Origin of the sequence: Bacillus inaquosorum (assembly GCF_023238325.1) — a bacterium.
GTDB classification, from domain to species: Bacteria; Bacillota; Bacilli; order Bacillales; family Bacillaceae; genus Bacillus; species Bacillus inaquosorum.
Genome location: NZ_CP096592.1, coordinates 2,473,409 through 2,489,365 on the forward strand (window position 1 = coordinate 2,473,409; position 15,957 = coordinate 2,489,365).

A 15,957-nucleotide genomic window follows, 5' to 3' on the forward strand; every position below is an offset into this window, starting at 1 on the left:
TTTAAAAATGAATGGCTTTGCCGTCTGCGGCAAGCGCTGCTTCTCCAATCGCTTCAGAAAGCGTCGGATGCGGGTGAATCGTTTGTCCGACCTCCCACGGCGTCGCATCCAGCACTTTGGCAAGACCAGCTTCTGAAATCATGTCGGTGACATGCGGGCCGATCATATGCACGCCGAGAATATCATCCGTATCACGATCCGCCACGATTTTTACAAATCCGTCGCTTTCACCGTATACAAGCGCTTTTCCAATTGCCATAAACGGGAACTTGCCGATCTTGACATTATGCCCCTTCGCCTTTGCCCCTTCTTCAGTTAAGCCGACACTGGCAGCTTCCGGGCTAGAGTAGATGCACTTCGGTACAAGCGTTGGATCAAGCGGATGCGGATTGAGACCTGCAAAATGCTCAACGGCAATGATCCCTTCATGTGATGCAACATGGGCTAACTGGAGGCCCCCGATCACGTCTCCTATTGCATAAATATGAGATTCCTTCGTTTGGCAGTTTTCATTGACTGAAATGACGCCATTTTCAGTGACAATATCGGTGTTTTCTATGCCGATGCCTTCGATATTTGCCTGTCTGCCGATGGAAACGAGCATTTTTTCAGCAGAGTAGGTAACGGTTTCTCCGTCTTTTTCCGCTTGTATGCTGATGTTGTCTGATGTTTTTGCCATTGTGTCAGGCAGCACTTTTGTGCCTGTAACGAACTGAATGCCTTTTTTCTTAAGAAGACTTTCCATTTCTTTTGAAATGTCTTGATCTTCAGTCGGCAATATGCGGTCCGCGTATTCAATAACCGTTACCTTCACGCCAAAATCATGAAGCATAGATGCCCATTCGATACCGATAACGCCTCCGCCGACGATGATGATCGATTTTGGCAGCTCTTCCATTTGGAGAGCCTCATCTGAAGTCAATACATGCTTGCCGTCCGCTTCAAGGCCCGGAAGCATTCTCGGTCTTGATCCTGTTGCAATGATGACTTGTTTCGGGATCAGCATGTCATTTTCTTCGCCATTTCCCCGCTCAACAGAAATCGTTCCCGGCATCGGAGAGAAGATTGACGGTCCGAGGATACGGCCATATCCGTTATACACGTCGATTTTTCCTTTTTTCATTAAATGATTCACACCTGCTGCAAGCTTATCAACAACAGCTTGCTTACGCTGCTGCACTTTTTCAAAGTTGAGGGACACGCCTTCCGTTTCCACTCCGAATTGGTCGGCTTCACGAGCAGTCCGATATACCTCTGCACTTCTAAGCAGCGCTTTACTCGGGATACAGCCTTTATGGAGACATGTTCCCCCGAGCTTTTCCTTTTCAACAACGGCTGTTTTTAAGCCGAGCTGAGCGGCTCTGATCGCCGCAACATAACCGCCGGTACCGCCGCCCAAAATGACTACGTCATACTCAGTTGCCATGGTGACTCACTCCTGTCTGTCTATTCAATACGATATTGTTTGGATTGCTCTTCGCCCAGCAATACCCTGAGCGCCCCTTGGGCCAGAGACTGCAGTTCATTTTCTCCCGGATAGACTAAAACATCTGAAATCCAATCTATGTATGATCTGATACTGGAAACAAAGCTTTTGCCGTACGCAAGGCCTCCCGTCAGCACAATCGCTTCAACTTCGCCTTTTAATGCCGCGCTGGCTGCTCCGATTTCCTTTGCTACCTGATACGCCATGGCATCAAAAATGAAGCGGGCTTTTTCATCGCCACCCTGAATCATCTGTTCCACTTTTACTGCGTCATTCGTACCGAGATAGCCGAAAAGCCCGCCGGTGCCCACCAGTTTTTTCATGATTTCTTCTTTTGTATACTGTCCTGAAAAACATAAATCCACAAGATCTCCCGCAGGCACTGTTCCTGCACGTTCAGGACTGAATGGCCCCTCTCCGTGAAGACCGTTATTGACATCGACCACTCGCCCGTGGTCATGGACGCCAATTGTAATACCGCCGCCCATATGGGTAATAATCATTTTCATGTTCTCATATCGTTTGCCAAGAGAGGCTGCCGCCTTACGGGCGACAGCTTTTTGGTTTAACGCATGAAAAATGCTTTTCCGTTCAATCTCAGGCATGCCTGAAATTTTTGCGAGCACTGACATTTCGTCTACGACAACAGGGTCGACGATATATGAAGGAATATTCAGGCCGTCAGCGATTTCACGCGCGATAATGCCGCCTAAATTAGAAGCATGCTGGCCGGCGTAGCCGCTTTTCAAGTCCTTAATCATGTCATCGTTCACTTCGTAAGTTCCGCCTTCAATCGGCCGGAGAAGGCCGCCTCTGGCGCAGACTGCATCAAACTTTGAGATATTGATTCCCTGTTCATGAAGCGTTTCGAGAATATGGTGTTTGCGAAATTCATACTGATCAATAATATGGTCAAATCGCTGCAGCTCTTCTATGTTGTGTCTCAATGTTTTTTCAAAAATGCTTCGTTCGTTATGAAAAACACCGATTTTCGTTGAAGTTGAGCCTGGATTAATTGTGAGAATGCGTTTTTCATCATGTAGCACTTTCATAACCTCCAGATCAATTTCTTAACGTCTGCTTAATACACTGTGGCCGTTTTGCAAAAACTGGCTTCTTGAGCGGCGCATGCGTTCAATCCGTTCCTCTGCCAAGCGGTCAGCCGCTAAATACGTCGGAATGCCGTCACGCTGAGAAATTTCAAGTACACGCTCAATATTGCCGTAAATGCCTTCAACTTTCTTCAATGCGCGTTCCGCATTATAGCCGTAAAGCTCATCTGCAACGTTGATGACGCCGCCAGCGTTAATGACATAATCCGGCGCGTAAACGATGCCCATTTCATGAATTTGATCGCCATGACGTGTTTCTTTTAATTGGTTGTTCGCTGCACCCGCGATGACTTTCGCCTTCAGCTGTTTAATAGTGTCGTCGTTGATTGTCGCACCAAGGGCACACGGCGCATAAATATCGCAGTCTTGTGAATAAATCTCTTCCGGATCAACCGCACGGGCGCCAAAATCTTCAACTGCGCGCTGTACTGATTGTTTGTTGATATCCGTAACGATTAAGTTTGCCCCTTCCTCATGCAGGTGGCGGCATAGGTTGTAGGCTACGTTCCCTACACCCTGCACAGCGATCGTTTTCCCTTCAAGAGAGTCAGTTCCGAAAGCAGCTTTAGCGGCTGCTTTCATTCCTCTGTACACCCCGTACGCTGTAACTGGAGATGGGTTTCCAGAAGAGCCAAAAGCAGGAGAAATCCCTGTGACATAGTCCGTTTCATCATGAATGATGTCCATATCCTCAACTGTTGTGCCCACATCTTCAGCTGTAATGTATCTGCCGTTCAGTCCTTGAATATAACGGCCAAACGCGCGGAACATTTCTTCATTTTTGTCTTTTCGCGGATCGCCGATAATCACTGTTTTTCCGCCGCCAAGGTTTAAGCCTGCTGCCGCGTTTTTATAGGTCATGCCTCTTGCCAGTCTGAGCGCGTCTTCAATCGCCGCTTCTTCATTCTCATATGTCCACATTCTCGTTCCGCCAAGCGCCGGACCGAGCGTTGTATCATGAATCGCGATAATCGCTTTTAAGCCTGATTGTTCATCTTGGCAGAACACCAATTGTTCGTAATCGTATTTCTCCATATATTTAAAAAGTTCCATGTTCGTTCCTCCTAATGTGTGTATTCTTCAGATGCGCATATTGCCAGCGCAATGGAATACAGTTTATTTTCAGCGGAGTCCGCTCTGCTTGTTAAGGCAATCGGCGCTTTTGCTCCTGTAATTACAGCCGCCACGCTGGCCTTCGCAAAATAAATCAGTGATTTATATAAAATATTGCCGGCCTCAATTGTTGGGACGAGAAGGATATCAGCGCTGCCCGCTACATCTCCCGAAATCTTTTTCTGGGCTGCGGCAATTTGTGATACTGCGTTATCCAAAGCAAGCGGTCCATCAACAATGCAGCCTTTGATTTGGCCTCTTTTGTACATTTGAGCAAGAGCAGCTGCATTCACTGTCGCTTCCATTTTCGGGTTCACCGTTTCGACTGCTGCCAGAGCTGCTGCTTTTGGCATATTGTTCCCTACTGCGTGGGCCACATGAACGGCATTTTGCAAAATCTGCCGAAGCTCTTCCAGCGAAGGGGCAATATTCATTGCCGAATCTGTCACAAACATCAATCTGTCAAAGTCCGGTATATCAAACACAGCCACGTGGGAAAGGACACTGGATGACCGAAGCCCCTCCTGTCTGTTCAACACCGCTTTAAGCAAAACAGAAGTCGGCACATTGCCTTTCATTAAAACATCCGCTGATTTGTGATGCACAGCACGAACCGCTAATTTTGCCGATTCCTCAGGCGTATCGGCATGAACGATTTCCACTTGATGCCCTTGCATAGATGCTGTCAGATCGTTCAGTTTTTTGCTGTCGCCCGTTAACAAAAAACGGGCGGATAGATGCTCGGCTGCCAGCTTTACTGCCCGGATCACTTCCTCATCCTCAGCATGGGCAACCGCAATGGTCTTGTTTTTGTACATCGACGCTTTGCCGATTAAATCTTTCAGCTTCATCTGTTACCACCTTTCTTATTTCGACTCCGCCTTTTATTATGCAAGTTCCATGCCAGCTCCTCACCTTGCTGTTATACCAGATGTATTGAAAAATCCGTGCAGATGTTTGCGTTTATTCTGCAAATTATTGCATGCCTTCATTTGCAAGGCCGTATTTATCCATTTTGTAATATAAATTCCGTATGCTGACACCGAGGGCTTTCGCTGTTTTTGTCCGGTTAAAATGATGCTTTTCGAGCGTTTGCTGGATTAAATGCGCTTCAAATTTTTCTACTGCGACAGACAGCTTTTCGCCTTCAATATCCGGAAAATCAAAACCTGTCCCCTGCTCTGTATCACTTTCTTTTTGTTCAAGTTCGAAAACAGGCAAGTGATCTTTTTCAATCCATTCCATATGCGGATTTAGAAAAATCATGGCTCGTCCAAGGACATTTTCCAGCTCGCGGACATTCCCAGGCCAATGGTACGCGGATAAGGCACGCACGGCTTGCTGTGAGAGCCCCTTTACATTCCTGCCGTAATCCCGGTTGATCTTTTGGATAAGCCTGACGCTTAATGCCTCAATGTCTTCCAGCCGCTGCCGTAAAGGCGGGATGGAGATGGGATAGCGGTTGATCCTGTAATACAGGTCTTCGCGGAACGTTCCATCTGCCATCGCCTTTTCGATATTTACATTTGTCGCCGCGATTACTCTGACATTGACAGGGATCGCTTTCGTGCCGCCCACTCTGACGATTTCTTTCTCTTGAAGGACGCGGAGCAATTTCGCCTGCATATTTTGTGTCAGCTCACCGATTTCATCTAAGAAAATACTGCCGTTATTGGCTTCTTCAAATAAGCCCTTTTTACCGCCTCGCTTCGCTCCTGAAAACGCACCATCCTCATAGCCGAACAATTCAGATTCGAGCAGGTTTTCAGAAAGGGCTGCGCAATTCACGCGAATAAATTTATTGAATTTCCGGTCGCTTTCGTTATGGATGGCATGGGCGAACAGTTCTTTTCCTGTTCCTGATTCCCCGCGCAGCAAAATGGTAGCCGGCGTTTTCGCCCCGAGCTTCGCCTGCTCAAGCGCAACCAGCATTTGCTCGCTTGTGCCGATAATGTCGTCGAAAGTGTATTTCGCTTCAAGCGTGCGAATGATTTGTCTGGCCCGATTAAGCTCCGCAGTCAGCATTTTAATTTCAGACACATCATGAATCACACCGACGCTGCCTTTCAAAATCCCGTCTACAATCACCGGCGCTACATTGACGATGACTTCTTTTTCATTGGGGCCAACCTTCATTCTGACACCGCGGACAGGGCGTCTTGTTTCAAGCACCTTTAAGTGCATGCTTTCGCCTTCAGAAATATCAGTGTTTGCAGGCTTGCCGATGACTTCTTTTTCAGAAAGCCCCGTCATTTTCGTATATGCTTTATTGATCAAAAGGCCAATACCGTTTTCATCAACGACAGAAATCGCCTCATCGGAGGATTGAATAATCGCCTCCAGCATCGTACGGACCTGCTTTAAATTTGTCACTTCCTCTGCCAGCTCGACAGCATCAGTGATATCTTTAAACACACAAAGCGCCCCGAGCAGACGTCCGCCTTCATCAATAATCGGCAGCCTAGTGGTCACAATTTGCAAATGATCGCCTAAAAGCTGCTTCTGGTTATATTCAGGCTCTCTCGTTTTTAAAATCCGCGGCATCTTTGTGCTCGGAATGACTTCTTTTATCGGTCGCCCGATGACTTCCTCGCGTTTTTTCCCGACCATTTTTTCGGCCATATGGTTAAAGAGAATGATTTCTTCATTGATATCAATGAAAATCATTCCGTCATGAGTGGAATTAAAAATTCTATCGTGTTTATATGTTTGCTCTTTCAGCATTTGAATCAGCTGCTGCTTCTCTTCCATCAGCTGAAAAACGATGTACGCCATTTTTCCCGGCATGACAATGGTCTCTTCATGCTTTTTCTGAAGGAGTTCGTCAAACACGGCTTGATCGCCGGTGGTATGAATGACGATATCCGGTTTTTGTTGTATGTAAGGTTTCCAATCAGATGAAACGGCAATTCCATACCGTTCTGCTTCTTTCAATCCCGGCGCCTCGGGGTCTTTGTCAACCACGGCAATGATATCTATGACGGCTGTTTTGATCAAAATATGTAATAACGCCGTTCCCCTTTTGCCGGCACCTACAATCAGTACCTTTTGCATCCCGTTACCCCTTTGTATGAAAAAATTTGCACACCTATTTATTCCGTTGCAATAATTTGCACAACCCTATGTTACCACGTTTTCTTCTCTTGACAAAATATTTTTTCCGCTGGACAATAAAGGAAATGAAAAGATAAAGGGGTTTTCTGAGGATGAGCCGACTTCTTGCGCTTTTGATATTAGTCCTCCCCGGCGCCATTTCCGCTTTAGGCATTAAACTGATGAGGGATACACTTTTCGGCAATACGATAAAGCCATTTGCAGCTCTTTGGCTCCAAGGTTTGTCAGGATTCATCTTTTTTGCGTTCGGCCTTTATGTGCTGGCCGGGTTCATTTTATACAGAGACAGAAAACGCAATCAAGTCAGCCCGCGATTCAGAAAACGATAGCTGCAAAAAAGCCGGAGAACGCCCCGGCTTTTTTGATCAAAACTATTCGTCAGGCAAAACGGTTTTGGCAATCGTTTTATCTAACGCTTCATAGTCATAGTAAGAAATCGTATCGTACAGTTCTTTTCGTGTTTGCATATCATGCAGGCCTTCTTTTTGCGAGCCGTGCTCCTTAATCAAACCAAACATCCGCTCATAAGCTTTTGCCGCCGCTCGAAGCGATGTGACAGGATAAATCACCATGTGAAACCCCATATCTTCGAATTCATCGGCACGATAATACGGCGTTTTCCCAAACTCGGTCATATTCGCAAGGAGCGGAACGGAGATGCGCTCAGCAAACTGGCGGAATTCGTCCTCCTCCTGAAGCGCTTCCGGGAAAATCGCGTCCGCTCCAGCCTCAATGTAAGCCGCTGACCGTTTCATCGCGGCATCAAGTCCTTCCTGCGCCCTGGCATCAGTACGGGCAACAACGACAAGGGAGGGCGCCGCTTGTTTGATCGCTTTTATTTTTTGCGCCATCTCCTTTATCGGAACAAGCTGTTTGCCATTTAAATGCCCGCATTTTTTCGGAAGCTGCTGGTCCTCTATTTGAACGGCGGCTACCCTGGCTTCTAGCATCTCACGGGCGGTTCGGGCGGCATTTAACACACCGCCAAATCCCGTATCGATATCAACAAGCAGAGGCAGATCAGCTGCGCGCACAAGATCCTTGGCCCGATCAGCCATCTCTGCCGACGTGATGATCCCTAAATCAGGAAGCCCCCTGCTGGCTGTATATGCCGCACCAGACAAATAAATAGCAGAAAAACCGGCCTCCTTCGCAAGCAAGGCGGCCATTCCGTCATGGGCGCCGGGAATTTGCAGAATGTCCGGTGCTGACATCAGCTTGCGGAAACGTCCGGCAAGCTCCTCTTGTGACGATTGCTTATTGACGATCCACGACATGACACAAGTCCTCCTTTTACATGCAGAACATATCTACGAATTCATTTACTCGCATCGTTTGTAATGTCTCATAGTTAGTACAGTGCTCATAAATGTGTTTGTACTGTTTATCAGAAAAATGGGTTTTGAGATTGGCAGAAAACTTTTCCAGCAGTTTCGGCACTGCCTCGTCTCTTCGAAAACGATGGCCGAGCGGAAATTCACATTCCACCATCTCCGTGCTCGTTCCGTCTTTAAAATGAATTTGAACGGCGTTTGAAATGGAACGCTTGTCGGGTTTCAGGTAATCCTCGGTATATACTTTATTTTCAGTCACTTCCATTTTACCCCGAAGTTTATCTATTCTCGGATCAATCGCTGTTTCAGCCTCATAATGCTGCGCTGTGATATCACCAAAAAGCAAACCGATTGCTGTGATGTATTGAAGGCAGTGATCACGATCTGCCGGATTGTGAAGCGGGCCTTTTTTATCTATGATTCGGATAGCGGATTCATGCGTTCTGATGACAACACGGTCAATCTCATCAATCCGGTCCTTTACCTGCGGATGAAGAATGACAGCACACTCCGCCGCTGTCTGAGCGTGAAATTCCGCAGGATAAGACACTTTAAATAACACATTTTCCATGACATAAGCGTCGAGCGGGCGGGCGAGTTTGATCTCTTGCTTATTGAATAAAACGTCTTGGAAGCCCCATCCCGGTGCGCTCAAAGCTGTCGGATAACCCATTTCCCCTTTTAACGCCATCAGCGCCAAATGAACACCTCTGCTCGTTGCGTCTCCTGCCGCCCACGATTTGCGCGAGCCGGTATTCGGTGAATGCCGGTATGTCCTCAAGGCTGCATTGTCAATCCATGCATTCGAAAGCGCATTTTTGATTTCTTCTCTTCCGCCGCCCAAAAGCTTTGCTGCAACAGCGGCTGTCGCAACTTTAACGAACAGAACATGATCAAGGCCAACTCGGTTTAAGCTGTTTTCTAATGCAAGCACGCCTTGAATCTCGTGTGCTTTGATCATCATTTCAAGTACGTCTCGTACCGTTAAAGGCTCTTTTCCTTCAGACAGCCTCTCTCTCGATACATAATCAGCCGCAGCAAGGATTCCTCCCAGATTATCGGACGGATGCCCCCACTCCGCCGCCAGCCACGTATCGTTGTAATCGAGCCAGCGGATCATGCAGCCGATATTAAACGCTGCCTTTACAGGATCGAGAACATATGACGTTCCCGGTACTTTGCTTCCATTCGGCACAATCGTTCCGGGAACAATCGGGCCGAGCAGCTTTGTGCATTCGGGATACCGGAGCGCCAAAATCCCGCAGCCCAGCGTATCCAGCAACACATGCCCTGCTGTTGTATACGCCTCGGAGCTTGTAATCTCTTTCTCAAGCACATAGTCTGTGATTTCTTCAATGACATGATCCGTTTTCAGCATTCTACCAGTTCCTTTCATCATTTATGATTCGGCCTGATGGCGCGGCCCCATATAGCTGACACGAGGACGGAAAAGGCGGTTATTGGAATGCTGCTCAATTACATGGGCGCATAAACCGGACGTTCTCGCGCTGAAAAAGACAGGCGTATACAAAGGAATCGGTATGCCAAGCATCCAGTACACCGGGGCAGCATAGTAATCCAAATTCGGGTAAAGCCCTTTTTCCTTCTCCATCAGCCGCTCGCCCGCTTCACACATCTCGTATAAACGATAGTCTCCGGCTTTATCGCATAATTGCTGCAGCGCTTCTTTCATTATGAGTGCTCTCGGATCCATTTTTTTCATATACACCCGGTGGCCGAATCCCATAATTTTTTCTTTTCTTTTCAGTTTCGTTTGCAGAAGCTGCTCAAACTCGGACGGTGTTTTCGCATCCAAAAGCATATACATCACGGCTTCGTTTGCTCCTCCGTGAAGATTCCCTTTCAGGGAGGCGACAGCTCCTGTCAAAGCGCCATAAAGATCTGAATGTGTGGAAGCGATGACCCTGGCCGCAAATGTTGAATTCGGCATCTCATGCTCACTGTACAAGACGAGGGACCGATCAAAAATCTGCTCTTCCAGTGAGGACGGCAATTTCCCTGTCATCATGTATAGAAAATTTGCACTGTAGCATAGGGTTTGAAGCGGAAGAATCGGCTCTTTCTTATTGATGATCCTGTAGCTGGCAGCAGTGAGGGCAGGCATTTTCCCCAGAAGCTGATAGGCGCGTTCTTTGTTTGCAGAAGGAGACCGATCATCAATTTGCCGATCATAGCCGGCAAGTGCTGACAGTCCTGTCCGCAGGCTATCCATTGGATGAGTGTGCTCAGGGAGCAGCTCAAGCAGGCGGAGATGATCAGCCGGCAAGCTTGATGCGCTGTTTATTTTTCTTTCCAGCGTTTCCGTTTCACCTTCTTCCGGCAGCCTGCCCTCCAGCAATAAATGGACAAGCTCCAGGTAGCTTTTTGTTTTAGAAAGATCAATTAAATCATAGCCTCGTATCAAAATCTGGCTGAACTGCGTGTCAAGATAAGAAATATGAGTTTCTGCCGCGATCACACCGTCCAAACCTGGAGAATAATGCTGTTTCTCCTCCATATCCTCAACCTCCGTTTTGCGTTTTTGTCTATCAGATCCCGCCAAGCAAATGCTTGGAAATAATCAGTCTTTGAATCTCGTTCGTCCCTTCATAGATTTGCGTCACCTTTGCATCGCGAAGCAGACGCTCGACCGGATAATCCTTCATATAGCCGTATCCCCCGTAAATTTGGACGGCGTCTAACGCCGCCTTTACCGCGGAATCGGATGCAAATTGTTTAGCCATAGATGCTTCTTTTCCGCAGGCCAAGCCGCGGTTATGAAGGTCTGCCGCGTGATAAACAAGATGCCTTGCCGCCTCAGCCCTTGTCGCCATGTCAGCCAGCTTAAACGATATGCCTTGATTGGCTGCGATAGGCCTTCCAAATTGCATTCTCTGTTTCGCGTAATGAACGGCATGCTCAAGCGCCGCCTCTGCAATCCCAAGCGCCTGTGCCCCAATGCCGATGCGGCCGACATTTAAATTCGCCATGGCAATGTGAAATCCATCACCCTCTTTGCCAAGCAAATTTTCTTCAGGCACTTCTGCATTGTCAAAAATCAGTTCCGTCGTATTGGAGCCATAGAGCCCCAGCTTTTTTTCTTTTTTTCCAACGGTAAAACCAGGGGTGTTTTTTTCAACGATAAAAGCCGAAATCCCGTGCCTGCCTTGATCTGGAGCTGTTAAAGCAAACGTGATATAGATATCGGCGGCTCCGCCGTTCGTAATGAATATTTTCGATCCGTTTAATAGGTATTTGCCGTTCTTTTTGATTGCTGTTGTGCGAAGGCTTCCGGCATCCGACCCCGAGTGAGGCTCCGTCAGCGCAAATGCGCCCAAATGGTCTCCTGAAGCGAGCTTCGGTATATATTTCATCTTCTGTTCTTCGTTGCCGAAGTACAGAATCGGATTTGTGCCGACTGAGGTATGAACGGAAAGAATGACACCGACAGCCGCGCTGATTTTAGAAATCTCATGAATCGCCAAAATATAAGAAACAACATCCGCCCCAGCGCCGCCGTATTGCTCCGGCACCGGTATTCCCATCAGGCCATGTTCACCCATTTTTTTGATCAGCTGAGACGGAAATTCGTCCGTTTTCTCCATGATTTCCGCAGCGGGAGCAATTTCTTTTCGGGCAAAATCACGCACCATTTTTCGCATCATGACTTGCTCTTGGGTTATATGCAACTCGGCCACCCCCGGATGGAATTGACTTCAGGAAGTCCTCTCCTCATATTGATAAAAACCGCGTCCGCTCTTTTTGCCAAGCCAGCCCGCTTTGACATATTTGCGAAGCAGCGGGCAAGGACGGTATTTGGAATCGCCAAGGCCGGAATGAAGAACTTCCATAATCGATAAACACGTATCAAGCCCGATAAAATCCGCTAATGCAAGCGGGCCCATCGGATGATTCATGCCCAGCTTCATCACCTCGTCTATTGCCTCCGGCTTCGCCACCCCCTCATACACACAATAGATCGCTTCATTAATCATCGGAAGAAGAACTCGATTGGAAACAAACCCCGGAAAATCATTAACTTCTACCGGTATTTTCCCCATCTTTTCCGCTAATCCCATAACATCTAAGGCTGTTTCTTCTGACGTAGCCAAGCCGCATATCACTTCTACCAGCTTCATCACAGGAACGGGATTCATAAAGTGCATGCCAATGACTCGGTCAGGCCGGTTTGTCACAGCAGCGATTTCTGTAATAGGCAAGGAGGATGTATTGCTGGCCAAAATCGTATGAGGCGGGCAAATGTGATCAAGTGTTTTAAACATCTCGGTTTTCGCTGTCATGTTTTCTGCGATAGCCTCAATCACAATGTCCGCATGCTTTGCCTCCTCAAGCGTTTGAGAGAGCGAAATGCGGCTGATCACACGCTTTACTTCCGCTTCGGTCTTTCTTCCTTTCTCAGCATCACGGGTCAGATGTTTCTTCAACCGCTTCAATCCTGCCTCCGCAGCCTCCGGGTTCACATCGTACATTCGCACATAAAAGCCTGCGTCAGCAGCTGTTTGAGCAATTCCGCTTCCCATCTGTCCTGCGCCAGCTACCATGATTTGTTTCATTTCCATTCAAATCCCCTTTTTCGTCATGTTTTAATGAACCTGCACTAAGACGGCGTCCCCCTGAGCCGCACCGCTGCAAATGGCGGCAACGCCCAGTCCCCCTCCCCGGCGCTTTAATTCGTAAACAAGCGTCATGAGAATTCTCGCCCCGCTTGCGCCAATCGGGTGGCCGAGCGCGATCGCACCGCCGTTCACATTTACTTTTTCAAGATCGAAACCGACGATTTTTTTGCATGTCAAAACAACAGAAGCAAACGCTTCATTTACTTCAAACAAGTCAATATCTCGGACGGTTAAACCGGTCTTTTTCAGCAGCTTATTGATTGCAAACCCCGGTGCTGCCGCTAGCTCGTGCGCTTGCATTCCCATAGTAGAAAAACCAAGAATTGTAGCCAGAGGCCGTTTGCCAAGCGCAGCAGCTTTGTCCTCAGACATCAGCACGAACGCACCGGCTCCGTCATTGACTCCGGGAGCATTGCCGGCTGTGACGGAACCGTCACTTGTATAAATCGGAGAAAGTTGTGCAAGCTGATCCAGACTTGTGTCACGCCGAATCGCTTCATCTTTGTCGACAATGTTTGTTTTTCCTTTTCGTCCGATCCAGCTGACAGGAACAATTTCATCCTGAAGCTTTCCTTCATCAGCTGCCTTAGCTGCCCGCGAATGACTTCTTAGCGCCCATTCATCCTGCTCCCTGCGTGAGATTCCATATTCCTTGGCCGCTGTATTTCCGTGAACAGCCATATGCACCTCGTCAAACGCGCACGTTAACCCGTCATAAACCATTAAATCTCTAAGCTCCCCATCTCCCATCCGCGCTCCCCAGCGCCCGGCTGGAACAGCATACGGAATATTGCTCATGCTTTCCATTCCCCCGGCAACAAGAATGTCCGCATCTTGCGCCCGGATCATTTGATCACACAGGGTGACCGCTCGAAGTCCGGATGCGCAGACTTTATTCAGCGTTTCTGACGGCACACTCCAAGGCATTCCAGCCAGACGGGCAGCTTGCCGGGAAGGTATCTGCCCTGAGCCGGCTTGAACAACCATGCCCATGACAGTTCCTTCCGCATCGTCTCCAGAGACTCCAGCGCGATGTAACGCCTCCTTCATCGCAACGCCCCCAAGCTCAGCAGCTTTCACCTCTTTCAACGACCCTCCGAATTTGCCAAATGGTGTTCTTGCGGCACTTACAATGACTGTTTTCCTCATGGTTTCACCTCATTCAGAAGATAGACAGCGCTTACAATTTCTAGTTGTCTTCTATGAATGTATGCTTTGAAACGGGCATGAATGAATGAAAAAAGAAGGCTGCGCCAACAGCCTCCTTCTAAAACAACTATTTATTTTTTAACAATGCCAAAGCCTTTGCAGGAAAATCGGTGAAAATGCCGTCTGCCCCCGCTTCAAAGAGGCGCTTCATATCTTCCGGCCGATTGAGTGTATACGGCCTTACCTTGATCGAACTGTTCCTCATTTTCTTCAGTACTTTATCCGCTGTTGCCGGGCTGTTTAGCTTCGGGTGATAGCCAGAAGCCGGAATTGATGTGATATACCGATCAGCCTGATATAGCACATCTGAAGTCAATGCCGCCCGTTCGATATGGGGTGCAAGCCGGGCGCATAGCGCCAAGCTTTCATGATTAAACGTGGACAGGATGACTCTTTCCTCTATATTGAATCGTTTCACTGCCTTCAGCACTTTTTCTTCCATTCCCTCATAACGGATCACGCTGTTTTTTAATTCAATGTTGATGAGAAAATTCTTTTTTTCTGCCCATGAGAGCACGTCTTCAAGCAGCGGCACTTTGATATCATTGTCCATTTGATTGTGATTTGCTGCCGCATTTGCCGTTTTTATCACATCATACGCTGTATCCTTCACGAATCCTTTGAGCGATGTCGTCCGGTCGAGTCTTTCATCATGGATCACAACAATGCGTCCGTCTTTTGTCAGCTGTACATCAAGCTCTATTCCGTCTGCTCCGGCTTCAATTCCTTTTTCAAATGCAAGCATTGTATTTTCGGGAAATTGACCTGATGCCCCCCGATGGGCAAAAATCTTTGTCATCGTTTCACCTCAAGCCCTAACGTTTTCTCCATTATACTGATTTTGGCGTTTCCACTCTAGGATTAAGGCTATATCAATCTACTGTTCGTAATAAGAATCAATACCGTTGACAATCGCATCCGCGGCCTTTTGCTGGTATTCTTCGCTTCCGAGCTTGTCCGCGTCAGAGCTGTTTGTGATAAATCCAAGCTCCGCCAGCACACTCGGCATTTGTGAATATGTAATGACGTAAAAGTCTGATTCCTTCACGCCTCTGTCTCTTGTCTGTAAGGATGAGACGAGCTGTGATTGAATATCGGCGGCCAGACGCCGGCTGTTTTCCCCTTCATAATCAGATTGAAAATACGTTTCTGTTCCTGAAGCTGAAGCAACCCCGGAATTCACATGAATGCTGACAAAAAGATCGGCGTGATTGGCACTTGCCTTTGCCACTCTGTCCTCCAAAGTCAGAAAATGATCGTCTGACCTAGACGCAACAGGATTGGCTCCCTCCGCTTTTAGCTTGTCCGTCACATGCTCGGAAACTGCTAAATTAATATCCTTTTCAAAGAGCCCGTTCCCGACTGCTCCGCTGTCTTCACCGCCGTGTCCGGCATCAATGTATACTGTTTTCCCTTCTATCGGCTCTGCGGCCTGTGCACAAGGCGCGAGCGTTAAAGCCAATCCGCATAGCGCCAAGCTCCTCCATAACAGTCTCAACTTTCTCCCTCCGGTCTTTTTATGATGAATTCTTCTGCAGCTGAATGTCTTCCAGCTGTAAGGTTCCATTATCCTTCTTTATATATTTCACCTGGACATCTGTGTGATCTGGCAGTGATTCACATTCATCACGTTTATCCTTCGGAACTTGTATCATGGTTTCTTCTCCGTTAAGGGAAACCGCGATCGTATGAGGGTCAGCCGAGCCAATGTATTTTCCCTCTTCGGTAAACCTTGGGGCTGAGTCATCCGCACTTGCAATACTGCACCCTGAGAGAAGGAGCACAGTAAACAGCAAAAGAGCCGTTTGTTTCACATGATCACCTCTTCCTGATGTTTGGCTTTTATCTTTGACCAGAATGGCAGATTTGTAAAGATGTTGTGAAAGCAGGCGATGAAGTTCCATGATTTTCAAAAGGGCTATCCGACCTGATCATTTCCTGTTGTTAGAAAG

Annotated in this window: 15 protein-coding genes; 1 reads left to right on the forward strand and 14 read right to left on the reverse strand. The window is 47.7% G+C overall.

Features of this window, described 5'->3' with window-relative positions:
* Position 1 precedes the first annotated feature (1 nt).
* The 5 genes from lpdA to M1M80_RS12345 form a co-directional block, all read right to left on the reverse strand.
* On the reverse strand, positions 2-1,426 hold the full coding sequence (lpdA, locus tag M1M80_RS12325) for a dihydrolipoyl dehydrogenase (protein ID WP_060398983.1): 1,425 nt from the start codon (positions 1,424-1,426) through the stop codon (positions 2-4).
* Between the two features lie 20 nt (positions 1,427-1,446).
* Positions 1,447-2,538, reverse strand: coding sequence for a butyrate kinase (buk, locus tag M1M80_RS12330; RefSeq protein ID WP_003236850.1), 1,092 nt, complete (start codon positions 2,536-2,538; stop codon positions 1,447-1,449).
* Between the two features lie 18 nt (positions 2,539-2,556).
* Positions 2,557-3,651, reverse strand: coding sequence for a branched-chain amino acid dehydrogenase (bcd, locus tag M1M80_RS12335; protein WP_003236852.1), 1,095 nt, complete (start codon positions 3,649-3,651; stop codon positions 2,557-2,559).
* An 11-nt stretch (positions 3,652-3,662) separates the two neighbouring features.
* A complete protein-coding gene (gene yqiS / locus M1M80_RS12340; protein WP_060398984.1) occupies positions 3,663-4,562 on the reverse strand; it encodes a phosphate butyryltransferase in 900 nt (299 codons plus the stop codon).
* 124 nt (positions 4,563-4,686) lie between these two features.
* A complete protein-coding gene (locus M1M80_RS12345; RefSeq protein ID WP_060398985.1) occupies positions 4,687-6,765 on the reverse strand; it encodes a sigma-54 interaction domain-containing protein in 2,079 nt (692 codons plus the stop codon).
* A 152-nt stretch (positions 6,766-6,917) separates the two neighbouring features.
* Between M1M80_RS12345 and M1M80_RS12350 the strand changes: the two genes are divergently transcribed.
* The gene (locus tag M1M80_RS12350) at positions 6,918-7,154 is read left to right on the forward strand and encodes a DUF2627 domain-containing protein (RefSeq protein WP_060398986.1); all 237 of its coding nucleotides are present in this window, start codon (positions 6,918-6,920) and stop codon (positions 7,152-7,154) included.
* Between the two features lie 42 nt (positions 7,155-7,196).
* Here the strand turns inward: M1M80_RS12350 and prpB are convergent, their stop codons facing one another.
* The 9 genes from prpB to M1M80_RS12395 all read right to left on the reverse strand — a co-directional run bounded on the left by prpB (position 7,197) and on the right by M1M80_RS12395 (position 15,819).
* Positions 7,197-8,102 carry a methylisocitrate lyase gene (gene prpB / locus M1M80_RS12355; RefSeq protein ID WP_060398987.1) on the reverse strand — a complete coding sequence of 302 codons (906 nt, stop codon included), beginning with the start codon at positions 8,100-8,102 and terminating at the stop codon, positions 7,197-7,199.
* Positions 8,103-8,118: 16 nt separating this feature from the next.
* Positions 8,119-9,537 carry a bifunctional 2-methylcitrate dehydratase/aconitate hydratase gene (locus tag M1M80_RS12360; RefSeq protein WP_080429032.1) on the reverse strand — a complete coding sequence of 473 codons (1,419 nt, stop codon included), beginning with the start codon at positions 9,535-9,537 and terminating at the stop codon, positions 8,119-8,121.
* A 21-nt stretch (positions 9,538-9,558) separates the two neighbouring features.
* Entirely contained in the window at positions 9,559-10,677 is a 1,119-nt protein-coding gene (gene mmgD / locus M1M80_RS12365; RefSeq protein WP_060398988.1) for a citrate synthase, read from the reverse strand.
* A 31-nt stretch (positions 10,678-10,708) separates the two neighbouring features.
* The gene (locus tag M1M80_RS12370) at positions 10,709-11,848 is read right to left on the reverse strand and encodes an acyl-CoA dehydrogenase (RefSeq protein WP_060398989.1); all 1,140 of its coding nucleotides are present in this window, start codon (positions 11,846-11,848) and stop codon (positions 10,709-10,711) included.
* A gap of 27 nt (positions 11,849-11,875) precedes the next feature.
* Positions 11,876-12,739 carry a 3-hydroxybutyryl-CoA dehydrogenase gene (locus tag M1M80_RS12375; protein WP_060398990.1) on the reverse strand — a complete coding sequence of 288 codons (864 nt, stop codon included), beginning with the start codon at positions 12,737-12,739 and terminating at the stop codon, positions 11,876-11,878.
* Between the two features lie 24 nt (positions 12,740-12,763).
* Positions 12,764-13,945 (reverse strand): acetyl-CoA C-acetyltransferase, encoded by a 1,182-nt coding sequence (locus M1M80_RS12380; protein WP_060398991.1) that lies wholly within the window; start codon positions 13,943-13,945, stop codon positions 12,764-12,766.
* A 127-nt stretch (positions 13,946-14,072) separates the two neighbouring features.
* Positions 14,073-14,804, reverse strand: coding sequence for a glycerophosphodiester phosphodiesterase (locus M1M80_RS12385; protein WP_060398992.1), 732 nt, complete (start codon positions 14,802-14,804; stop codon positions 14,073-14,075).
* Between the two features lie 78 nt (positions 14,805-14,882).
* Complete coding sequence (locus M1M80_RS12390; RefSeq protein ID WP_060398993.1) at positions 14,883-15,503, reverse strand: N-acetylmuramoyl-L-alanine amidase family protein; 621 nt, start codon at positions 15,501-15,503, stop codon at positions 14,883-14,885.
* Positions 15,504-15,522: 19 nt separating this feature from the next.
* Positions 15,523-15,819 (reverse strand): hypothetical protein, encoded by a 297-nt coding sequence (locus tag M1M80_RS12395; protein WP_060400040.1) that lies wholly within the window; start codon positions 15,817-15,819, stop codon positions 15,523-15,525.
* Between the last annotated feature and the right edge of the window lie 138 nt (positions 15,820-15,957).